At 64.0% G+C, this 22,407-nt stretch carries 20 protein-coding genes; 16 read left to right on the top strand and 4 right to left on the bottom strand.

Annotated features, from left to right (window positions below; translation table 11 throughout):
• Positions 1-16 precede the first annotated feature (16 nt).
• The 16 genes from guaB (at position 17) to lipA (ending at position 18,264) form a co-directional block, all read left to right on the top strand.
• Positions 17-1,486 carry an IMP dehydrogenase gene (guaB, locus tag J4F42_02035; protein ID MCE2484266.1) on the top strand — a complete coding sequence of 490 codons (1,470 nt, stop codon included), beginning with the start codon at positions 17-19 and terminating at the stop codon, positions 1,484-1,486.
• A gap of 27 nt (positions 1,487-1,513) precedes the next feature.
• Positions 1,514-3,040: a glutamine-hydrolyzing GMP synthase gene (guaA, locus tag J4F42_02040; protein ID MCE2484267.1), complete on the top strand. Its 1,527-nt coding sequence runs from the start codon at positions 1,514-1,516 to the stop codon at positions 3,038-3,040.
• A gap of 59 nt (positions 3,041-3,099) precedes the next feature.
• Positions 3,100-6,567 carry a DNA polymerase III subunit alpha gene (dnaE, locus tag J4F42_02045; protein ID MCE2484268.1) on the top strand — a complete coding sequence of 1,156 codons (3,468 nt, stop codon included), beginning with the start codon at positions 3,100-3,102 and terminating at the stop codon, positions 6,565-6,567.
• Between the two features lie 21 nt (positions 6,568-6,588).
• Positions 6,589-7,965 carry a GTPase HflX gene (gene hflX / locus J4F42_02050; GenBank protein MCE2484269.1) on the top strand — a complete coding sequence of 459 codons (1,377 nt, stop codon included), beginning with the start codon at positions 6,589-6,591 and terminating at the stop codon, positions 7,963-7,965.
• The gene (locus tag J4F42_02055; GenBank protein ID MCE2484270.1) at positions 7,962-8,555 is read left to right on the top strand and encodes a CDP-alcohol phosphatidyltransferase family protein; all 594 of its coding nucleotides are present in this window, start codon (positions 7,962-7,964) and stop codon (positions 8,553-8,555) included. Before hflX ends, J4F42_02055 begins: the two co-directional genes overlap by 4 nt.
• Positions 8,556-8,682: 127 nt before the next feature.
• On the top strand, positions 8,683-9,447 hold the full coding sequence (locus tag J4F42_02060; protein MCE2484271.1) for a ferritin-like domain-containing protein: 765 nt from the start codon (positions 8,683-8,685) through the stop codon (positions 9,445-9,447).
• Positions 9,444-10,736, top strand: a complete 1,293-nt coding sequence (locus J4F42_02065) for a hypothetical protein (protein MCE2484272.1) — start codon at positions 9,444-9,446, stop codon at positions 10,734-10,736. Before J4F42_02060 ends, J4F42_02065 begins: the two co-directional genes overlap by 4 nt.
• Positions 10,737-10,787: 51 nt before the next feature.
• Complete coding sequence (locus tag J4F42_02070) at positions 10,788-11,693, top strand: diacylglycerol kinase family lipid kinase (GenBank protein MCE2484273.1); 906 nt, start codon at positions 10,788-10,790, stop codon at positions 11,691-11,693.
• A 68-nt stretch (positions 11,694-11,761) separates the two neighbouring features.
• Positions 11,762-12,541, top strand: a complete 780-nt coding sequence (locus J4F42_02075; protein ID MCE2484274.1) for an alpha/beta fold hydrolase — start codon at positions 11,762-11,764, stop codon at positions 12,539-12,541.
• Between the two features lie 12 nt (positions 12,542-12,553).
• Entirely contained in the window at positions 12,554-13,195 is a 642-nt protein-coding gene (locus J4F42_02080; protein MCE2484275.1) for a class I SAM-dependent methyltransferase, read from the top strand.
• A 14-nt stretch (positions 13,196-13,209) separates the two neighbouring features.
• A complete protein-coding gene (locus J4F42_02085; protein MCE2484276.1) occupies positions 13,210-13,854 on the top strand; it encodes a ribonuclease HII in 645 nt (214 codons plus the stop codon).
• Positions 13,855-13,984: 130 nt separating this feature from the next.
• Entirely contained in the window at positions 13,985-14,332 is a 348-nt protein-coding gene (locus J4F42_02090) for a hypothetical protein (GenBank protein ID MCE2484277.1), read from the top strand.
• An 82-nt stretch (positions 14,333-14,414) separates the two neighbouring features.
• The gene (locus tag J4F42_02095; protein ID MCE2484278.1) at positions 14,415-15,305 is read left to right on the top strand and encodes a 2-oxo acid dehydrogenase subunit E2; all 891 of its coding nucleotides are present in this window, start codon (positions 14,415-14,417) and stop codon (positions 15,303-15,305) included.
• 15 nt (positions 15,306-15,320) lie between these two features.
• The gene (gene lpdA, locus J4F42_02100) at positions 15,321-16,712 is read left to right on the top strand and encodes a dihydrolipoyl dehydrogenase (protein ID MCE2484279.1); all 1,392 of its coding nucleotides are present in this window, start codon (positions 15,321-15,323) and stop codon (positions 16,710-16,712) included.
• Positions 16,713-16,726: 14 nt separating this feature from the next.
• Complete coding sequence (gene lipB / locus J4F42_02105; protein MCE2484280.1) at positions 16,727-17,419, top strand: lipoyl(octanoyl) transferase LipB; 693 nt, start codon at positions 16,727-16,729, stop codon at positions 17,417-17,419.
• The gene (lipA, locus tag J4F42_02110) at positions 17,368-18,264 is read left to right on the top strand and encodes a lipoyl synthase (GenBank protein MCE2484281.1); all 897 of its coding nucleotides are present in this window, start codon (positions 17,368-17,370) and stop codon (positions 18,262-18,264) included. The genes lipB and lipA overlap by 52 nt, the downstream gene beginning before the upstream one ends.
• Before the next feature lie 81 nt (positions 18,265-18,345).
• Here the strand turns inward: lipA and J4F42_02115 are convergent, their stop codons facing one another.
• The 4 genes from J4F42_02115 to J4F42_02130 form a co-directional block, all read right to left on the bottom strand.
• Positions 18,346-18,828: a cupin domain-containing protein gene (locus tag J4F42_02115; GenBank protein MCE2484282.1), complete on the bottom strand. Its 483-nt coding sequence runs from the start codon at positions 18,826-18,828 to the stop codon at positions 18,346-18,348.
• 144 nt (positions 18,829-18,972) lie between these two features.
• Positions 18,973-19,599, bottom strand: coding sequence for a glutathione S-transferase family protein (locus J4F42_02120; GenBank protein MCE2484283.1), 627 nt, complete (start codon positions 19,597-19,599; stop codon positions 18,973-18,975).
• 28 nt (positions 19,600-19,627) lie between these two features.
• Positions 19,628-20,794 carry an acyl-CoA dehydrogenase family protein gene (locus J4F42_02125; GenBank protein MCE2484284.1) on the bottom strand — a complete coding sequence of 389 codons (1,167 nt, stop codon included), beginning with the start codon at positions 20,792-20,794 and terminating at the stop codon, positions 19,628-19,630.
• A gap of 11 nt (positions 20,795-20,805) precedes the next feature.
• A complete protein-coding gene (locus J4F42_02130) occupies positions 20,806-22,395 on the bottom strand; it encodes an amidohydrolase family protein (protein MCE2484285.1) in 1,590 nt (529 codons plus the stop codon).
• Positions 22,396-22,407: the final 12 nt, after the last annotated feature.

The following is a 22,407-nucleotide window of genomic DNA, read 5'->3' on the forward strand; positions in this document are numbered from 1 at the left end:
TGTGAGGAGCCCAGCTATGCTACCTGCCGAGATTCCAGAAGGACTCACCTTTGACGATGTGTTGCTGTTGCCGGCGGCGTCCGACTTCATGCCCAAAGACGCGGATGTCTCGACCGCACTGACCCGCCGGATCAGCCTCAACGCCCCGCTGGTCAGCGCGGCCATGGATACCGTGACCGAGTCGCGGGCGGCGATCGCCATGGCTCAGGCCGGCGGCATCGGCATCATCCACCGCAATCTAAGCATCCATGCCCAGGCCGAAGAGGTCGGCAAGGTCAAAAAGCACGAAAGCGGGATGATCACCAACCCGATTACGGTGCGCCCCGACCAGCCGATCGCCCAGGCCCAGGAGATCATGGAGCGGTTTCGTATTTCGGGCCTGCCGGTGACCGAGAACGAGACCCTGGTCGGTATTCTGACCAACCGGGATCTGCGTTTTGAGAAACGCCTTGACCGCCTGGTGGCCGAGGTCATGACCAAGGACCGCCTAGTCACGGCCAAACCCGGTATCAGCCTCGAAGACGCCAAAGAGATCCTCCATCGCCACCGGATTGAGAAGCTGCTGGTCATTGACGAGCACATGCACCTCAAGGGCCTGATCACGGTCAAGGATATCGAGAAGACCAGCCAGCACCCGCTGGCGTGTAAAGACCCGTTTGGCCGGCTGCGGGTCGGTGCGGCGATTGGAACGGGTGAGGATCGAGAGGCGCGTGCCGAATCCCTGGTGACGGCCGGGGTTGACGTGGTGGTCATCGACACGGCCCACGGCCATACCCGGAGTGTGATTGAGACCCTCGGCATGCTCAAGCGGACCTTTCCGGGGATAGAGGTCGTGGCCGGCAATGTGGCCACCGCAGAGGGCACCCGCGATCTGATTGAAGCCGGCGCCGACGCGGTCAAGGTCGGTATGGGACCGGCCTCAATCTGTACCACCCGGGTCGTATCGGGCGTTGGCGTGCCGCAGCTGATGGCGATTACCAAGAGCGTCCGGGTGGCCGAAGACGCCGGCGTGCCGGTGATTTCCGACGGCGGCATTCGTTTCTCCGGCGACATGGTCAAGGCGCTGGCTGCCGGCGCCCACGCGGTCATGATCGGCAGCCTGTTTGCCGGCACCGAAGAGAGTCCCGGCGAGACGATTCTGTACCAGGGCCGGACCTACAAGCTCTACCGCGGCATGGGCTCTTTGGAGGCCATGCGCGAACGGGAGGGCAGTCGTAACCGCTATTTCCAGGATGACGAAGAGAGCGCCACCAAGCTCGTGCCCGAGGGCATTGAGGGCCGGGTGCCGTATAAGGGCGGTCTGGGCATGATTATCGACCAGATGGTCGGCGGCCTCAAGGCCGGGATGGGCTACACCGGCTGCCGGACCCTGGCCGAGCTACGGACCAAGGCTCAGTTTGTCCGTGTCACCCCGGCCGGTCTGCGCGAGAACCATGTGCACGACGTGATTATTACCAAGGAAGCGCCCAATTACCGCATGGAGTAGGGGCGGATAGCGGCCCTCCAGCGTCATATGATTCTTATTCTTGACTTTGGCAGCCAATACACCCAGCTGATCGCCCGCCGCGTACGGGAAGCCCAGGTGTATTGCGAAATTCATCCCTACTCTGCGGCGGCCGAGGCCATCCGCCGGCTGCAACCCCAGGGCATTATCCTGTCGGGTGGGCCGGCCAGCGTGTATGAGGCCGACGCGCCCCGGCTGGCGGCGGCGGTGGTTGATACGCCGGTACCTTTTCTGGGCATCTGCTACGGCATGGGCGTCCTGCACCAGCTGGCCGGGGCCGAGATGGTCAGGGCTGAGCGGCGGGAGTTCGGGGCGGCTCGGCTGTTTGTCGATGATACGCGTGACCTGTTTGCCGGATTCTCCAGCACCGACTCCAGCCAGGTCTGGATGAGCCACGGCGATAAGTCCGAGCGCCTGCCGGCCGGCTGGTCGGTGCTGGCCCATTCGCCAAACTCGCCGATCGCAGCCTGCCGCGATACCTCGGGCCGCCTGTTCGGGGTGCAGTTTCATCCCGAGGTGGTGCATACCGAGCGTGGCCGCGAGGTCTTGCACAATTTCCTGTTTCGGGTGTGTGGCTGTCGGCCCGACTGGACCATGGAAGGCTTTGTGGAGCACGAGATTGCGCGCATCCGCCAGCAGGTCGGCGACGGTCGGGTAGTGTGCGGGCTGAGCGGCGGGGTCGATTCCGCAGTCGTAGCCGCCCTGCTCAGCCGGGCGATCGGTGAGCGCCTGACGTGTATCTTTGTTGATAACGGTCTGCTGCGCCAGGGCGAGGCCGAGCAGGTCGAGCAGACCTTCTCCGGTCTCGGAATCCGGCTGCGGTGTGTCAATGCGGCCGAGCGCTTTCTCAAGAACCTGGCCGGAGTTGAAGACCCGGAGCGCAAGCGCCGGATTATCGGTCACACCTTCATCGATGTCTTTGAGGAAGCCGCCCGCCCGCTGCGAGCCGACTTTCTGGCCCAGGGCACCCTGTACCCGGACGTGATCGAGTCGGTGTCGTTCAAGGGCCCGTCGGCCACCATCAAAAGCCACCACAACGTCGGCGGCCTGCCCGAGCGTATGCGGCTGGCCCTGGTCGAGCCCCTGCGCGAGCTGTTCAAAGATGAGGTCCGGGTGCTGGGGCGTATCCTGGAGCTGTCCGAGGAGATTGTTGGTCGTCAGCCTTTTCCCGGACCGGGCCTGGCCATTCGTATACTCGGGGCAGTCGAGGAATCGCAGCTGGCGCTCCTGCGCCGGGCCGACGCCATCGTCGATCAGGAAATCCGGGTGGCGGATTTCTACCACAAGATGTGGCAGACCTTTGCCGTCCTGCTGCCGGTCAAAAGCGTCGGGGTGATGGGCGATGCGCGAACCTATGAGAACGTGGTCGCCATCCGGGCGGTCGAGAGCGTAGACGGCATGACCGCCGACTGGGCCCGGCTGCCGCACGAGCTGCTGAATACCATAGCGAACCGCATCATCAACGAAGTCCGAGGCATCAACCGGGTGGTGCTGGATATTTCGTCCAAGCCGCCGGCAACCATCGAGTGGGAATGAGGAACCGCCGAGTGACGTCTGTCGAGCGACGCCCGAGCGGTGACGGAGGGGAAGTCGGAATGGGATTCGTTCATCTGCACTTGCATACCCAGTACAGCCTGCTGGACGGGGCCAACAAGGTCTCGAATCTGATGCCCCAGGTGGCAGCCTATGACATGCCGGCAGTGGCCATGACCGACCACGGCAATATGTTCGGTGCGGTCGATTTTTATCGCACCGCAGCCCAGCACGGGGTCAAGCCGATTATCGGCTGCGAGGTGTATGTCGCCCCCCACAGCCGCTTTGACAAAAACCTGTCGGGAGCCGACAACCAGGAGCACGGCGGCAACTTTCATCTGGTCCTGCTGGCCATGAATCTGGACGGCTACCGCAATCTGTGCCGTCTGGTCACGGCCGGCTACACCGACGGCTTTTATCGCAAACCCCGGATCGACAAGGCTCTGCTGCGCGAACTCAACAGCGGGATCATCGCCCTGTCGGGCTGCTTGAGCGGCGAGCTGGCGCGGACCATGCTGGGGAACCGCGAAAAGTCGGCGCGTGAGGTAGCCGAGGAATATGCGGCCATTTTTGACGAGCGATTCTACATCGAGATCCAGGCCAACCACCTGCCCCAGCAGGAACAGCTCAACCCGGCCCTGATCGAGCTGGCCCGCGAGCTGTCGCTGCCGCTGGTGGCCACCAATGACTGCCACTACCTGAACGCCGAGGACGCCGAAGCCCACGAGGTACTGCTGTGCGTCCAGAGCGGTAAGGTCATGTCCGACGACAAACGCTGGCGGCTGGGCACCGACCAGCTGTACGTCAAGTCGCCCGAGGTGATGCGCGCCGAGTTCGCCGACCATCCCCAGGCCGTTGACGCGACCCTTGATATTGCCGAGCGGTGCAATCTGGAGCTGTCGTTCGGCGAGTTCAAGTTCCCGGTCTTTGCCATTCCCGAGCATGAATCCCTGGAGCAGCACCTGGAGCGCGTCGCCCAGCAGGGACTGGAGGAGCGCCTGGGGCCGATCCGGGACGCCCATCCCGAATTCAGCTCGGAGGCCGAACAGGAGTACCGTGAGCGGCTGGCCTTCGAGCTCAAGGTGATCGGGGATATGGGCTTTGCCGGCTACTTCCTGATCGTGTCCGACTTCATTCTGTACGCCAAATCCCAGGGCATTCCGGTCGGTCCCGGCCGGGGGTCTGCGGCCGGCAGTCTGGTCGCCTACTGTCTGCAGATCACCGATGTCGATCCGATTCGCTACCAGCTGCTGTTCGAGCGTTTTCTCAACCCCGGCCGCAAGAGCATGCCGGATATCGACGTTGATTTCTGCTTTGAACGCCGGGACGAGGTGATCCAGTACATCAAGGACAAATACGGCTCGGACAAGGTCGCCCAGATCATTACCTTTGGCACGCTCAAGGGCAAACAGGCCATCAAGGACGTGGGCCGCGCCCTGGAGTTCTCGTTCGGCGAAACCGACCGGATGGCCAAGCTCTATCCGGCGCCCAAGCAGGGCAAGGATTTTCCGCTTGAGGCGGCGCTGGAGATGGAGCCGCGGCTGCGCGAGATTCGGACCACCGGCCAGCGCGAGGAGAAGCTGTTCACCTACTCGCTGAAGCTCGAGGGCTTGCTCCGCCACGCCTCCAAGCACGCCGCCGGTCTGGTTATCTCGCCGACCGCGCTGGTCGATCACCTGCCCCTGTTTGTGGATAAAGAGGGCAGCGTGCTGACCCAGTTTGCCGGGCCTGAGGTTGACGCTATCGGGCTGATCAAGTTCGACTTTCTGGGCCTGAAGACCCTGACCCTGCTGGCCAATACGGTCAGCCGGATCAAAAAGACCCGCGGCTGTGAGATCAATCTGAGCACCCTGCCGCTGGACGATGCGGCCACCTATCGCAGGCTGACCCACGGCGACACGGTCGGGGTCTTCCAGATGGAGGGCAGCGGCATCCGCAAGCTGATCACCCAGCTGAAACCCAGCTGCTTTGAAGACATTATTGCCGTCATCGCCCTGTTCCGACCCGGGCCCCTGGACAGCGGGGCGGCCGAGCAGTTCATCCGTCGCAAACACGGCAAGGAGCAGACAGTCTACCCCCACAAGCTGCTCGAACCGGTGTTGAAGGAAACCTACGGCGTCACCATCTACCAGGAGCAGGTGATGCAGATCGCCCAGGTTCTGGCCGGCTACTCCCTGGCCGACGCCGACTCCTTGCGCCGGGCCATGGGCAAAAAGAAAAAAGAGGTCATGCAGGAGGAGCGCGGCAAGTTTCTGGCCGGGGCCAAACACAACCGGATCCCGGAAAAAACGGCCAGCGAGATTTTTGACGCCATGGAAACCTTTGCGGCCTACGGCTTCAACAAGTCCCACGCCGCCGCCTACGCCTTTCTGTCGTATCAGACCGCCTATCTGAAAACCCACTTCCCCCACGAGTTCATGGCCGCGCTGATGAGCATCGAGATGGGCGATACCAGCAAGACGTATAAGAATATCGCCGACTGCCGCCTGCAAAACATCCCGGTCCTGCCGCCCGCCGTCAACGTCAGCGACGAGGGCTTTACGGTTGGCGAGGACAGCATTCGCTTTGGCCTGGGGGCGGTCAAGGGCGTGGGCTCGAAGGCGATTGAGGTCATCTGCCAGGCTCGCCAGGACGGACCGTTTGAGGACTGGTACGACTTCAACCGACGGGTGCAGGGACCGCAGGTCAATAAACGGGTCATGGAAAGCCTGATCAAATGTGGTGCGCTCGACTCTTTCGGTCTGCCACGGGCCCAGCTGCTGGCCGGCTGTGAGACGGCCATGAAGTGGGCCGAGTACGAGGCGCGGGGGGCGAACAGCGCCCAGATGGGCTTATTTGCAGCCAGTGGCGGCAAGGATCCGACCCGGCCCGAGCTGCCGCAGGTGGTCGAGTGGTCGGAGGACGAGCAACTCAACCACGAGCGCGAAATCCTGGGCTTCTTCATTACCGGCCATCCCCTTGACCGCTACGAGAGCCGCCTGCATGGGGTGGTGTCGCTGACCACCGCCATGATAAAAGGCCGCGCCCACCAGGAGAAGGTGCGCCTGGCCGGGATGGTCCAGACGCTCAAGCTGAAGAACAATAAAAAGGGTGACCGTTACGCCACGTTCACGCTGGAAGACAAGGCTGGGGTGGTGGAGGTGATTGTCTGGCCCGAAGCCTATCGCAAGTATGAGCAAAGTCTGCACGCCGACGAGCCGATCTGTCTCAGCGGTGCGCTCGATGTGGACGAAGACCGCTGTCAGATTATCGCCGATGAGCTGGTGCCGCTGGAATCGGTGGCCAAAGACGAGGTCAGCCAAGTCCATATTCAGGTCCCGTCCGATGTCACGACCAGAGAGGATCTGCTGGCCCTGCGGGCGGTGCTGACCCAGCACCAGGGGGGCTGTCCGGCCTTTTTACACCTGCTGCGGCCCGATCACCGCGAGACGGTTATCGCCCTGCCCCAGGCCTTGTGCGTTGCCCCGACCCGGGCCATGCTGTCGGCGGTCGAGGATGTCTTTGGCAGTGGGGTGGCGTCGTTCCGCTGAACCGCTGAACTGGTCCGGGCTATGGCGCGCATCCGCAACGCTGACCGTCGTCAACACCGGGCTGTGGCCGGGCCCGAGCGCGCCGTGCTGGTCGGTGTTGAAGCGGGGACGAGCGCGCCCGGCGGCACCCTTCGACTCGACGAGTCCTTGGACGAACTGACCCGGTTGAGTCATACGGCCGGCCTGGAGGTGGCCGGTCAGGTGCGCCAGGTGCTGCGCAACGGTGTGCAGCCGGCCTCGTATATCGGCAGCGGCAAGCTGGCCGAGGTCCAGCAGCTGAGCGTCGCCACGAACGCCACTGTCGTCATTTTTGACGACGACCTGTCCCCGGCCCAGCAGCGTAATCTCGAAAAAATCTTGCGTCTCAAGGTTGTGGACCGCAGCCAGCTGATTCTGGATATCTTTGCCCAGCGCGCCCAGAGCCAGGCCGGGAAGTTGCAGGTCGAACTCGCCCAGCTCGAGTATCTGCGCCCACGCCTCACCCGCCAGTGGACGCACCTCTCGCGACTCGGTGGCGGGCTGGGCAGCCGGGGGCCGGGAGAAGCCCAACTCGAGGTTGACCGGCGGCGGATTCGAGAGCGCATTGCCACCCTGCGCCGGCGTCTGCGGGAGGTCGAGCGGACGCGCGGTCTCCACCGTCACGAGCGTGCCCGTGTGCCCTTTCCGTGTCTCGCCCTCGTCGGCTATACCAACGCCGGAAAATCGACCCTGATGAACGCCCTGACCCGGGCGCAGGTATTGGTCGAAGACAAACTCTTCGCCACCCTGGACCCGACCAGTCGCCGCCTCGACCTGCCCGGCGGGCAGACCGTGCTGGTGACGGATACGGTTGGCTTTATCAACAAGCTGCCCCACCAGCTCATTGACGCGTTCACGGCCACCCTCGAAGAAGTGCGGACGGCCGACCTCCTGTTGCACGTGATTGACGCCAGCCACCCGCGCTGCCTGGAGCAAAAGACGGTCGCCGAGCGGGTGCTGGAAGAGATCGGGGTGGCCCACATCCCGACCTTGACCGTCTGGAATAAGCTGGACCGGCTGCCGGCCGAGCCCCCCGAAGACGTGGTGTGGCCCGGGTTTGGAGCGACTCAGGCGCCGACGGCCAGTGGCGTCGGAGGCGAGACCTGCTTTGGCATCTCGGCCCTGAGGGGAGCCGGTACTGCGGCGCTGCTCGGGGCTATCGCGCGCCGTCTGGAACGGAAGCGGCGCGTGCTGCGGCTGGAGCTGCCCCTGGACGCTGGACAGCTCCTGGATTTTCTGCACACAAATGGCACGGTGGTGGAACAAACGTATACGAACACGAGCGTCCGGCTGACCGTCCGGGTGTCGGCCAAGGTGGCCGGACAGCTCCGCAAGAGGCTGGCCGCAACCGGGCTGGCCGGACAGAAGCTGAACGCGTGAATACAAGCTCGTCCTTCTCCATAGAGCTGCGCCACCCTCGGGTCTTGCCCAATCTGATCACCGCCCTGCGTGTCCTGGCCATTCCCGTGCTGCTGTTTTTGCTGATCCGCGAGCGCTACGCGGCCGCGCTGAGCACCTTTGTCTTTGCCGGCCTGACCGACTGGCTGGACGGACAAGTCGCGCGCTATGTGGGTAGTGACGCTGAAGAATTCGGCAAGCGCTTTGACGCCCTGGCCGATAAAGCCCTGGCCGGCAGCAGCCTGGTCATGCTCACGCTGGTCGGCGGCGTACCGATGTGGCTGACCTGTCTGGTGGTGGGCCGGGATGTGGCCCTGGTCGGCGGCTTTGGCCTCATCTTTCTGTGGACGGGCCGAACGATTCGCACCAAGCCGAGCCGGGTTGGCAAGTGGGGGACGTTTTTCGTGCTGGTGACGGTCAGCATGGCGCTGGTTGAACTGTTGTCGCCGCACTGGCTGCCTGGCCTGCTGGTCTGGACGGTCTGGGGGCTGGCCGGAGGGGCGACTGTTGTCTCGGGCGTGCAGTACGGCTGGCGGACTGTCGCCTGGCTGTGGGGCCGGGAGGAGGACTGAGATGGGTTGCGGCGCCTCCACGGCTGCGCATGCTTGTACGCCAGCCTCAGGATTGCTATATGGGGGCTGCCCTACGGTCTGTAACGAGTTGGGACTGACCGGGTCGGATGAGGGATAGGGGGAGATCGTGATTCGGGTGTTTCCGTGTGTTGAGAATACCAAACTCATGGAACTCTTCCGCAAGGGGGTAGAGGGCCAGTGGTCGGCGTCGGTGATCGACTGGGACCAGCCGCTGGGCCTCGACAAGGCTGAGCAGCGCGCTTTCGCCCACGTGTTGACCCCCGTCTACCTGGGCGAGCAGACGGCGATGGTCGGAGCGAGTTCGGTCATCCCGCAATTCTTCGCCACCCATCAAACCGAGGCTCAGCTCTATCTTTCGACTTTTCTGCTTGACGAAGCGCGCCACTTCGAGACGATCACCCGTTTTTACAACAAGATGGGCCTCCGTCCGCTGGAGGTTCGCGATCTGAAAGTCATGTTTCGCTATCAGGCCCGGCTGTTTCAGTCGCGTGACAAGGTTGAGTGGCTGTGGGGCATTTTATTGAGCGATATCCTGGCCCGTCATTTTTACAGCATTCTGGTCAAAGCCCATCCGACCTCCTTGTTCGCCGAGTTTGCCAGGCGCATTATCATTGACGAAGCCCGCCACCTGGCCTTTGCCGAGCTGTACCTGGGCGAGGAACTCAAGCGCAAACCCGAGCTCAAGTCCGACTTTCTCAAGATGCGGGATGAGCTGATTGGACTGATGCGGGCCATCCACGCCGGCTTGAAAGACGAGGCCGACTTTATCGGCCTTGACGAAAAGCTGCTCTTTGACGCGGTGGTCTATGATGTGGAGAAGAAGGTCCGGCGCATGCAGCTCCACGAGCCGCCGCAGGACGAGCCGGCGTGAAAGCACGCCCCGCCCGCGCTCAGCCCGGCCTGCGCTGGCCACGGGCCAATCGCCCCCCCACCATTCAGTACCGACAAGACCAGTTGCGAGCCCTGGCCCACTGGGAGGCCGACCACCACCATGTGCTGAGCTGGCCGGTCCCGGAGGCTGTACTGGGCCGTTTTCAGGAGTGTCTGAGCGGCCATATGGTGCTGCCCGTCGGAGTGGTCGGTCCGCTAGCCGTAAACCTGGGCGACTACAGGCTGGATGAGACGGGTTGCGTTCGGGAGTCGGGACGAACGGGTGAAGACGTGTTTGTTCCCCTGGCCCATACCGAGGGCGGCCTGTCCGCCTCGGTCCAGCGCGGCGTGCGCGCCGCAGGGCTGGCCGGCGGCATCCGCACCCATGTGTTGGCTGATCGCATGACCCGAGACTCGTGTTTTGTCTTTGGCTCGACCCGGGAGGCGCTGCGCCTGGCCGACTGGCTGGCCGGCCGGCAAACGGAGATGGCCGACTGGCTGCGGCAGGCTCGGCACGCCCCGCCCGCCGCCGCCCTTCCGCCTGTCAGCTCGCACGCCGTCCTGCGCGGGCTGGAGACGCATGTGGTCGGGCCCATGTGTCACGTGCTGTATCGGTTTACAACCGGTGACGCCTGCGGCCCGAACATGATGACGCGCAACGCCTACGCCCTGAATCAGGGCTTTATCCGCGAGCGTTTTGCGCGCCAGACCGGTCTCGAACCGCTGCACGTCTTTGTCGAAACGAATATGGGTGGCGATAAGAAGCCCAGCCACGCCTTTTTCCAGTTCCCCGGCCACGGCAAGCTGGTCATGGCCGAGGCCACGCTGCCCGAGGCTGTGTTGCGGCGGGTCTTGCGCGTGCGGGCCGACGACGTGCTGGCCCTGGAACACGCCGGGCTGCACGGCTCGCACGCCAGCGGCATGCAGTCCTTCGCCTTCACGCCGGCCTCGGCCGTGGCGGCCGTCTTTGCCGCCACCGGCCAGGATTTGGGTATGGTTGGCACGAGCAGCATGGCCCACGATTCGGTCTCCCGGACCGAAGACGGCATCCACATCACGATCCGTCTGTCCGGCCTGGAAGTCGGGACGGTTGGAGGCGGAACGAGTCTGCCCCACGCCCAGGCGTATCTCCGTCTGATGGACTGCTTGGGACCGGGCAAAGTCTACCGTTTTGCCCAGCTCATTGCCGCTACTGCCCTGTGCCTGGAGATTTCAGCCACCGCCAGCATGGCCTCGGCCGGCAGTCAGAACTTTGTGCAGGCCCATTCTGAGCGGGGTGGCGAAAGATGAGCAAACCAGAGCCGCCGGGGCGGGCAAGCTTGCCGCCGGCAGTCCGGGGCAATGGCAGCCATCCGGCTCATTGTTAATCCCAGCTCCGGCCGGGGGCGGGGGAGGGCGGTGGCGAAGCAGGCCGCCCAGCTGCTGGCCGGCCATGGAGTAACCCACGAGGTCTGCTACAGCGTCTCGCCCCACGAGCCTACCCGACTGGCCCGCCAGGCGCTCGTCGACGGGGCGGCTGCGGTGGTCGGTATCGGCGGCGACGGGTTGGTGAGTCAGGTCGCCGCCGAGTTGGTCGGAACCCGGACGCCGCTGGGCATCATTCCGGCCGGCCGGGGCAACGATTTTGCGCGGGGCTTAGGCATCCCGCTCGATATCCCGACCGCCTGCGCCACGCTCGCCGCCGGCCGGCAGCGGCGGATCGATGTCGGCCAAGCCAACGGACGCTACTTTTTCTCAATGGCGGTCATGGGCCTTGCCGCCGAGATCAATCGCCGGGCCAACGCCCTGACCCGTCTGCGGACGAATGGGGTGTATACGCTGCTCACGCTTGCCACGGTTTTCCGCTCTCAGCCCCAATTCTTCAGCCTGGAGTACGAAGGCGGTCGTCGCCGCTGCTACAGCTGGCTGATCGCGGTCGGCAATACCTGGAGCAGTGGCCGGGGGATGGCTCTGGTGCCGGCCGCCCGGCCGGACGACGGCCAGCTGGACGCGTGTGTGGTGAACGGCGTGGGCAGGCTTGAGCTGCTGTCCGTGTTCCCCCGCGTATTCAAGGGCCGGCACGTCTACCACACCGGGGTGGAGACGTTGTGTGGCCGCGCCATGACGATTCATGCCGATCAGCCCGGCGATATCTACGCCGACGGGGAACGGATCGGCCCCCTGCCGGCCAGACTGGAGACGATTCCGCAGGCGCTGAGTGTCTTCGTGCCAGCCGCGCCTCAGCGCGGGCAGGGGGAAGGCTGCTAGGCTCGCCGGCATATCCCCCTTGCAGTCCGGCAGCGATGTGGTACACGGGGGCCTGAAACGAGAGAGCCATGTCTTATCAGGAACAACGACTGACGGTTCGGGGCACAAGCATTCAGCTGCTCAGCGGCGGCAGCGGCGAGCCCCTGCTGTATTTGCACAGTGCCGGCGGCGAGGTCAGCTGGCTGCCCTTTTTTGAACAGCTGGCCCGGCACTACCGCGTGTACGTTCCGGCCCACCCCGGCTTTGGCCAGTCTGAGGGCCTGGACAAGATCGACGGCATGGAAGATCTGGTGTTTCACTACACCGATCTCATGGACGAGCTTGAACTGGTCCAGCCCTACGTGGTGGGGCTGTCGCTGGGCGCCTGGCTGGCCGCCGAGCTGGCAGTCCGCTATTCCCAGCGTGTGCGCAAACTGGCGCTGGTCAGCGCGGTCGGCCTGCGGGTGCCCGGCCATCCCATTGCCGATATTTTTGCCGCCAATCCGGCCGAAACCCGTCGTCTGCTGTTTGCCGACCCGGACTCCAGTCTGGCCAAGACTTTTATTCCTGAAAATCCTAGCCCCGAGGTCTTGTCTGATGTCCTCAAAGCCCGGGCGGCCACCGCTCGGGTCGGCTGGAATCCTTATCTGTGCAATCCAAAGCTCCGCGAGCGTCTGTATCGGGTACAGGTGCCGACGTTGATCGTGTGGGGCGAGGCCGACCGTCTCGTCCCCCGGGCACACGGCGACGCCTATCGCGACGGTATCGCCGGCTCGCAGTTGGTGCCCATCCCCGACTGTGGTCACGCCCCGCCGTTTGAGAAGCCGCAGGAGACCACGGCCGCGCTGGTACAGTTTTTCGAGCAGTGAGGGAGGACCGCCGTGGACTACCCCGAGCCGTTTAAGGCCGAGATGTTTGATCGGATCGACGAAACCGAGGATGAGCGCTTCTACCAGATGGCGCGCAAGGTCGTCCATATTGACGAGCCGGCGATTGCGGCGGTGGGCGATTTCATCCAGACCGCGTTTGCGCCAAACGGCGTCTTGCTCGACCTGATGAGCAGCTGGCGTTCGCATCTGCCCCAGGGCTTTGCCAAGCAACGCCTGGTGGGCCTGGGCCTGAATATGGAGGAAATGGCCGATAACCCGGACCTGGACGACTATGTCGTGCATAACCTGAACACCGATCCCAGCCTGCCGTTTGAAGACGAGACGTTTCACGGCGCGCTGGTCACGGTTTCCATCCAGTACATGGTCAAACCGCTCGAAGTGTTCGCCGAGGTGGGGCGGGTGCTCAAACCGGGCGCGCCGTTCGCCGTCTTCTTCTCCAACCGCATGTTCCCGACCAAGGCGGTCCGTATCTGGCAAACGATCCGCGACGCGGGCAGACGCGAGCTGGTCGAGAAGTATTTTCAGCTCACCGATGGTTTTGAGGCGCCGCTGTTCTACGACCTGAGTCCCAACCCCGGCCAGTCCGATCCGCTGTACGTGGTGTGCGCCCGCACGAAATCTGCAGCCGACTGAGACCAGATCGAGCCATGGCTCCTGGTACGCGCCGGGTGCGCCCGACCCTCAGCCAGGAGCGTCGGCTGTGGCAACAGGGGTTTTGGGCGGTTGCCGGGGTTGACGAGGTCGGCATCGGGCCTCTGGCCGGCCCGGTTGTGGCCGCGGCGGTGATGTTCCCCGCCCAGCAGCCCGCCTCAGATATCGACATTCCGGCCGCCTGGCCTCAAGGCGTACGGGACTCCAAGACCCTCACCGCCACAGCCCGCCAGCGCCTGGACGCTGATATTCGTCGGGTCGCCCGCGCCATCGGGCTGGGGCTGGTCGAGGTCGAGGAGATTGACCGCATCAATATCTATCAGACTGGCCTCAAAGCCATGCGGCTGGCGGTCGAGGGGCTGGACCTCGCGCCCCAGCAGGTCTTGGTTGACGGCCGTCAGGTCCCGGGGCTGGCCTGCCCCCAGACCGCTTTCATCAAGGGCGACCGTGACATTTTCAGCATTGCCGCCGCCTCGATTATCGCCAAGGTCCACCGCGACCGGCTGATGATTGAGCTTGACGCCCGCTATCCGCACTACGGTTTCGCCCGGCATAAGGGCTATGCCACGGCCGCCCACCGAGCCGCCCTGCGCGAGTTCGGCCCGTGTCCGGTCCACCGCCGGTCGTTTCGTCTGGTGTGACCTACCCTTCACCCGGTGTCTGAAGAGCGATATACTGCGTGCGGGAAGGCGCCGACGCTGGAAAGGCGGATAATGCTCTCTTCTTGCCCAGGGGGTCATCATCGCCCAGCGTGCTGGAGAGGAGGAGTGCATGGCCATCGACGTGTGTATGCCCCGTCTCAGTGATACCATGGAGGAGGGCCGGATTCTCAAGTGGCTCAAGCAGCCTGGGGACCGGATTGAGATCGGCGACATCATCGCCGAGGTCGAAACCGACAAGGCCGATATGGAGATGGAAGCCCTCGACGAGGGCGTCCTGATCGAGATTCTCGTTCCCGAGGGCGGGATGGTCCCGGTCGGTGGGGTAATGGCCCGCCTCGGTGCTGCCGACGAAATCGTCGCCGCCGACAGCGCCGCACCGGAACCGCCCGCAGAAAACGGGATCGCCGAAACGCCGTCCCCGGAACCGCGCGCCCGCCCGCCCCCCCAAGGTCCGTGAGCTGCGGGAGATCCGTGCCCAGCGTGAACCGACACCGGCCGAAGAGACCGGACGGCTGCTCGCCTCGCCGGTGGTCAGACGCATGGCCCAGGAACTGAGTCTCGATCTCAGTCAGGTGCCGGGCAGCGGCCCGGGCGGCCGGATTGTCAAGCGCGATCTCGAAGCCTATACCGCAGCCCAGGCTCCGCTTGATGCCACAGCCAAGTCCCGAACAGAACTCCAAGCCGAGTCCCAAGCAGAACCCCAAATTGAGCCCCAGGCTGCGGCGCGGGCTTCTGCCGGCCCGGCAACGGCCACCAGAGAGCCATTTTCACGTATGCGGGCGACCATCGCCAAGCGTATGTCGGAGAGCATGCGCGAAGCGCCCCATTTTTACCTCACGGCCGAGATCAATATGTCCGAGGCGGTCCGGTTACGCACCGCGCTCAAGGCCAGCAACCGGGTGACCGAGGATGTGACCTACACCCATCTGCTGATGAAGGCGGTTGCCGTCGCCCTGGCTCGCCATCCGCGTCTCAACGCCAGTTTTGGCGGCGATGCCCGCGAGTATCAGGAGCACATCAATATCGGTCTGGCCGTCTCGCTCGACGACGGTTTGATCGTGCCGGTCTTGCACGACTGCGACAGCCTGTCGCTGCTCGAGATTGCGGCCCAGGCCACGGCGCTGGTCGAGCGCGCCCGCAGCGGCAAGCCCCGAGCCGAGGATTTGAGCGGCGGGACGTTTACGATTTCCAACCTCGGCATGCTGCCGATTGAACATTTTACGGCCATCATCAACCAGCCCCAGGCGGCCATCCTGGCCGTTGGGGCGATTAAGGAGCGGCCGGTGGTGCGGGACGGTCAGGTCACGATTGCGTCGATCATGATGGTGACCCTGTCGTGCGACCACCGCATCCTTGACGGCATGACTGGCGGACAGTTTTTGCAAGAGCTGAAGAGCCTGCTGGAAAATCCGGTGGGCCTGATGGTGTAGAGAAAGAGAGATGACGTGGAACGCTACGATCTGGTTGTGATAGGCGCCGGTCCGGGCGGCTATGTGGCCGCTATTCGGGCCGCCCAACTTGGGCTGACGGTTGCGGTTGTGGAAAAAGAACACGCCGGCGGGGTGTGTCTGAACTGGGGCTGTATTCCGTCCAAGGCCATCCTGACCTCGGCCGAGATGTATGAGGACCTCAAGGAGAGCGAACACTTTGGTATCAAGGTCCAGGGTTTGTCGTGCGACTACGGCCAGGTCATCAAACGCTCCCGAACGGTCGCCGGCCGCCTGGCCAAAGGGGTCGAGTTTCTGCTCAAGAAGAACAAGATTCCGCTGCTGCAAGGCGCCGGGCGTCTGGAGAGCCCGCACCGGGTGTCGGTCCGCGCCGACGGCCAGGCCGAGCAGCAGGTCGAGGCCGAACGGGTGCTGATCGCAACCGGCTCGAAGGAGCGCAGTCTGCCCGGCCTGGAGATCGACGCCGGCCAGGTCATCACCAGCTATGAGGCGCTGACCGACAGTGAAATCCCGGAGTCGGTGCTGATTGTCGGGGGCGGAGCGATTGGCTGCGAGTTCGCCTATATCTACAGCGTCTTCGGCAGCCGGGTGACGGTGGTGGAGATGGAGCCACAGCTGTTGCCTGGGGTTGATGCCGAGATTGCCCAGGAGTTGGAGAAGAGCTTTAAGAAAAAGGGCATTGAGGTGCTGACCGGCACCAAATTCGCCGGCATCGAAAAATTCCCGGCCCGTCTCGATGTCCAGCTCGACAATCAGGGGGAAGTGAAAGAACGCACCGCCAACAAGGTCCTGGTTGCGGTCGGCCGCGCGCCGCTGAGCGCCGACCTGGGTCTGGAAGCCCTGGGGGTGGAATTCGACCGGGGCTATATCAAGGTCAACGAACAGTTTCAAACCAGCTGTGAGTCGGTCTACGCAATCGGGGATGTCATCGGCCAGCCCCTGCTGGCCCACGCCGCCTCAGAGGAGGGCGTGGCTGCGGTCGAGTGCATGCGCGGCGTGCGGGAAAAGGGTGTCGATCAGCTGCGGATTCCGGCCTGCATCTACTGCCAGCCCCAGATTGCGGTCATCGGCCTCAGCGAACAGCAGGCCAGAGACCAGGGCTATGAGGTCTCGATCGGCAAATTCCCCTTCCTGGCCTCCGGCAAAGCCCTGGCCGCCGGCCACGACGAGGGCTTGGTGAAGCTGGTAGTGGATAAGCAGTACGGCGAAATCCTGGGTTGCCATATCATCGGCCGGGGAGCCACGGATCTGATAGCCGAGGTCGGTCTGGCGCGCACTCTGGAAGCGACCACCGCCGAGTTGACCGGCACGGTCCACGCCCATCCGACCCTGTCCGAAGCCATTATGGAAGCAGCCTTAAGCGCCGAGGGACGACCGATCAACTTTTAGGAGAGCGGGTACACATGCGGCTGCGGTGTTGCGATCTGGGTCTGGTCGAATATGGGCGCGCCCTGGCGCTGCAAGAGGCGTGTGTCGAGCAGCGGCGTGGGGGAGACGGCCAGGACACGCTGCTGCTGCTCGAACATCCGCCCGTGTACACCCTGGGGCGCGGGGCGGACGAGCGCTTTGTGCTGAACCCCGGCCAAGTGCCGGTCCGGCGGGTCAGCCGGGGCGGGCAGGTGACCTTTCACGGACCGGGCCAGCTCGTCGGCTATCCGATCCTGGCCCTGTCCGGTCGGCGTCGGGATGTCCACGCCTATATCCGCCGTCTCGAAGACGTGTTGATGCAGACTCTGGCCAGCTACGGTCTGCCGGCCCGGCGGCGTGAGGGCCTGACCGGCGTGTGGTGTGGTGAGGACAAGATCGCCTCAATCGGCATCGGTATCCGCCGCTGGGTGACGTTTCACGGCTTTGCCCTCAACGTCGATCCCGATCTGTCGTATTTTGACAAGATCATTCCGTGTGGCTTGGCCGACGTGCGGATGACCTCAATGGCGCGTGCGCTCGGTCGTCCGATGACTGTCCAGGCGGTCAAGAGCCGGCTGGCTGAAATCTTTGCCGCCACCTTTGGGTATCAAGCCGGGACGCTCTCGGAGGAAACGCTATGGAATATGCGCGGCCTGACGGCCGACAGTCCGAACAGCCTCAGCCGCTGAGGCGTCGCCACCCCGCGTGGATCAAGGTGCGGATGCCCGGCGGACCGGGCTACACCAGGACCAAGGGGATCGTGTCGAGCCTCAAGCTCAACACGGTGTGCGAGGAAGCCCACTGTCCCAATATCGGTGAATGTTGGGGCCACGGCACGGCCACGTTCATGTTGATGGGGGACGTGTGTACCCGCAACTGTCGTTTCTGCGCGGTCAAGCACGGGCATATGGCCAGGCTTGACCCGGACGAGCCGAGGCGCGTGGCCGACGCCGCGCTGAAGATGGGCCTGTCTCACATCGTCGTCACGTCGGTGAATCGGGACGATTTGCCCGACGGCGGAGCCGCCCATTTTGCCGAGACGGTCCGCCAGCTGAAGCGAGCCAACCCGGGCAGCACGATTGAAGTGCTGACGCCCGACTTCCAGGGCAACGAAGCTGCGGTAACCACCGTTGCCGAGGCTCCCCTGGACATCTACAACCACAACACCGAAACGGTGCCCCGGCTGTATAAGAAAGTCCGGCCCGGCGCCAAATACGAGCGCTCGCTGCGCGTCTTACAGCGGGTCAAAGAGGTCCGCCCGGAGCTGCGGACCAAGACCGGCCTGATGCTTGGCCTAGGCGAGACCTACGAGGAGTTGATGGCCGTGTTTGGCGATTTGCGCGCGGTCGGGTGCGACATCCTGACCCTCGGCCAGTATCTGCGACCGTCCAAGGAGCAGCTGCCGGTCGAACGCTACGTCCACCCCGACGAATTTACGGCACTGGGCCAGCAGGCCCGGGAGATTGGTTTTCGGCACGTTGAGTCGGGTCCCCTGGTGCGCAGCTCCTACCACGCCTGGAAGCACGTCGAGTGAGCGGGATCGACCGGTCTCTCTCTTCCTGGGTGTCACGAGCAGCCGTGTCCAACTTGCGCTTTTCCTGATGGATCGTCCTGCTCAGTATGGGGTGCCGTCTTTGTGGACAAACTGCCACTGTCCGTCTTTGTCAAGGACCGCTTGTATATCGTCGTCAGGATAGGAAACGCCATCGTCCGCGCTGCGGTCGCCGATTTCGAGGTACACGACATCCTCGTCCGTGCGGTTGATGAGGTGATGCCCGTTGCCTGTACCAGCTTTGAATCCGGCGCACATGCCGGGAGACAGCGAGGTCTCGCCGTCGTCTGTCATCAACAGCGGATGGCCCGTCAAGATATAAATGAACTCGTCTTGACGCGAGTGGGCATGGCGCAGCGCAGAGACCGCGCCTGGAGCGAGCCGGGTGAGATTCACGCCAAAGTTTGACAGCCCAAACACACTGCCCAGCGGGCGTTTCTGCCGACCTGCCATCCGCGATGCAAAGGGCTCAGGATAATTCGACGCTTTGGCCCGCAGCGGGGCTTCTGCGGCCACAATGGCGACTGGGAATTTGTCATCACTCATGGGTACTCCTGTTTCTCCGCTTGCGTCTCAGTATAGGCGCCCCCTGCTGCCCGTGCCACTGATGCCTGAAAGAACAACTCCTCGGGGTCGTATCGTACAGCTTGGAGACAGCCTCCTTGGCCGCCTGATGGGAGTGGGTAATCATCAACCGATCGTGGGCGCGTCGGGCGCAGGATTCATTGGGATATGGCCTGGCTGACTGGCTACCCGAGTCAGCCAAGCACCGACCGCAGGATAGTCCGTCAGGTCGAATCCTCCCTCTTCCGCCATGTGCGTGTACGCGTAAAGCGAGAAATCAGCGATGGTCATCGCCTCTCCGCCGAACCAGTCCGATTCGCTGAGATGACCCTCCATGACTGCGAGCGCGGCACGACCGCCTGTCTGCTTGGCCGGAAGTTGGGCGCGTTGGGCCTCCGTCATTTCGGTGTGCTGAATCCAGTGGCGGGCGACGGCGATGTAGGGCTCGTGGCTATATTGCTCGAAGAACATCCACTGCAAAGTGAAGGCACGGGCTAACGGATCGGACGGAAGAAAGCACGAGCCCTCCGCCAGATAGCAGAGGATCGCGTTCGACTCGGCAAGACAGGTTCCGTCCTCAAGCTCCAGAACCGGGATTCGGCCGTTGGGGTTTGTGGCCAGAAATTCCGGGGTCCGGGTTTCTCCCTTCAGGATATCGATTTCGATACGCTCGTAGGTCCGACCCAGATGGGCGAGCAACAGACGCGGCTTGTAGCCATTACCAGACAGACGGTTGTCATACAGACGAAGCATGAGCCCCTCCTTGAAGCCAGCATCCTTCCTAAAAGAACAACTCCTCGGGGTCGAGTCCCAGCAGCAGGCGGCCCGCCGGCCGGTACATCTTGAGATGCACAACGCGGTGCTGGCAGGCGGTCAGAATATCGCGCATATGGCGGTCGAGAGGGCTGGTCCGAAAAATCGCGCTGGTGGCGGCCGTATCGTACAGCTTTGAGACAATGTCCTTGGCTGCCTGATGGGAGTGGGTGATCATTAACCGATAGTGGGCGCGCTGCCGGGGCGACAGCCTGTCACCCCGGCACAGCGTTTGCCATAGGTCTTCCAGCGTGGCGTAGACGTAGCTGCGGGCCGCGCCCAGGCTGGCCTCTGCCCAGGCCACGGTTTCCTGGACCTGGCTGTCCTCGCGCAGCAAGCGGCGGCTGGGCAGCATTTCCTTCTGAGCGCTCAGCTCCTGGACAAAATCCAGCGCACCACGCGCGATACCCAGCGGTACCCCGGCATGAGAGACCAGAAACAGGGCAGGGAAGGCGTACAGCGGGCTCGGACACTGCGGCGGTTCGGCCATGTTCGGGCTCTCGTCGAACGGCACAAAGGCGTCCTCGATGCTGAAGTCGTGACTGCCGGTGCCACGCATGCCGGTGGTGTGCCAGGTGTCGCTGATCGTGGCGGCCGAAACCGGGACCAGCATCACCCGCGTTTCCGGCTGCCCGTTGGCCAGGCGGCGGGGCTGGCCGTTTTCATGGACCATCGACCCGCACACCAGCACGCTGGCGTGTCGGCAGCCGCTGGCAAAACGCCACGTGCCGCTCACCCGGTAGCCGTTGTCAACAAGGTCGGCGCGCTGGGGCGGTCGGAGCTGGCCGGCCGCAACGCTGGACGTGTGGCCGAACAGGCGTTGGGCAACGGGCGGAGTCAGAAAGGCGGCCAGAAAGCTGGCCGCCGTGGCGATCATCGACAGCCAGCCGACCGAACCGTTGAGACGCGACAGCTCTTCCACGACCCGGACCTGGGCCATCGGGTCAAGCTGCCCGCCGCCATACGCCCGGGGCGCGCCCATGCGGAAGACGCCGGCTTGCATCAAGGCCTGGGCCAGGGCGTGTGGCAGGCGTCGCTCGGACTCCATGGTGTCGATAGCAGCCTCGATTTGCGGGGCCAGGGCGTGTACGGCACGCAGGATTTGGTCGAGGTCGGCACTGTCCTGGGTTGGCATGAGGCGGCTCCTTATCCTGAGGCGAACCAGTTCTCGTCCCGCAGCTGAGCCCAGATTTTTTGCACAACGGCTCCGCCGCGTTTTTGGACCTGCTCGGCATCGTCACACACCAGGCGACCCTGAAAAACCTGGAAGCGGCCGTCGGTCATCACATGCTGGACGCTCAGCCCGTGGGCGTACAGCAGGTTGTTGAGCGGCTCGGGGGGCACGGCTCCGACCCCGCTCAGGAAGCCGCTGACATCGACCGTGCACAGGTCGGCTTTGGCCCCCGGCGCAATACGGCCGATGTCGTCCCGGCCCAGTCCTTTGGCCGCGCCCAGGGTGGCGCCCTCCACCGCATCCCAGACTGTGGGCAGGTGCAGAGGCACCGGGCTGCTGGGCTGTAACAGACGGGCTCGGGCACGGCCGTACAGAACCGCCAGTTTGAGGTTTTCGATGTAGTCGTTTGAATGGGTGTCAATGCCAATCGTCGTTCTGACACCGGCGGCCAGCGCCTCGGGGTAGGGCTGGGTTCCGCTGCTGCCCCCGGCCCCGCCCCCGGACGGACAGTGGGCGTAGGTCAGATTTTTCTTGGCCAGAAACGGCAGGTCGCGGGCCAGGTCAATCCCGGTGAAGTGGGCGCCAAAAACGGGCTGGGTATAAAAGCCCAGATCGTCCAGCCACACGGCTGGACGTTTGCCCCACAGGCGCTCGACCGTATGGGTTTCCTGGGCGCTCTGGGACAGATGGATGTGAATACCGTTGCCGATTTCCTTGGCTGCGGTCAGGATGGCAGCCATGGTCTTGGGGGTGTGCGTGTCTGTGGCGTGGGGAGCCATTTGAGGGCGAATACGACCGTCCTCAGCCCCGTTGTGAGCCAGACTAAAGCGGCGGTTGGCCTCAATCTCGTCCAGGGTGAGCTGTTCCGAGTCGGTCAAGACCTGGTCGGCCTGGCGAAACCAGATCGGAAACAGCCGGCCAATACCGGGAATCATGCCGCCCGGATAGCCCCGCACGCCCCAGCGCCCGGCAATACGCACATAGGACTCGGCCTGGCGCAGGCTGAGGCTCATCTCGACCTGGGTCGTACAGCCCGAGCGAAGCAGCTCGGCCAGGTTGGAGGCGGTCAGGGCGTCCAGATCCTCCGTACTCAGCAGCTCGACCAGTTCGAGCGGGCGGGCGTAGGAGCGGCCGCCCTCAATAATTCCCCGGGTCGGGGTCGCCGAACAGGTGTGGGTATGGCCGGAAATCAGACCCGGCAGCAGGAGCTGGCCGGTAGCGCGGATGCGGGGCGTGTCGCCCGGCATCCGACCGCTGGTGACGGCTTCGATACGGTCGCGGCGCACCCGAACCGCACACTCGGGCAGCAGGCTGAGACGGCCGTTCTGAAAAACCAGCCCCCATGGGGCTTCGATGATACAGTCGCGGTCGGGCGGCGTGTCTTGGCGCGGTGGGGCAGCGGCGGACTGCGGGGCAGGCGTGGCCGCTCCAAAAGCCGCCCCGGCCAGCGCGCCTTGGACCAGAAGCTGCCGGCGGGTCAGGCTCGGCTCTCCAGGCTCTGCCGGATGACACACAAAGCAGGCGCCCTGGAGGTCTGGGTATGGCTGGGGGAGCGTCATCATTGCTGTTCTCCG

The organism is Desulfurellaceae bacterium, assembly GCA_021296095.1.
Taxonomy (GTDB): Bacteria; Desulfobacterota; Binatia; order Bin18; family Bin18; genus JAAXHF01.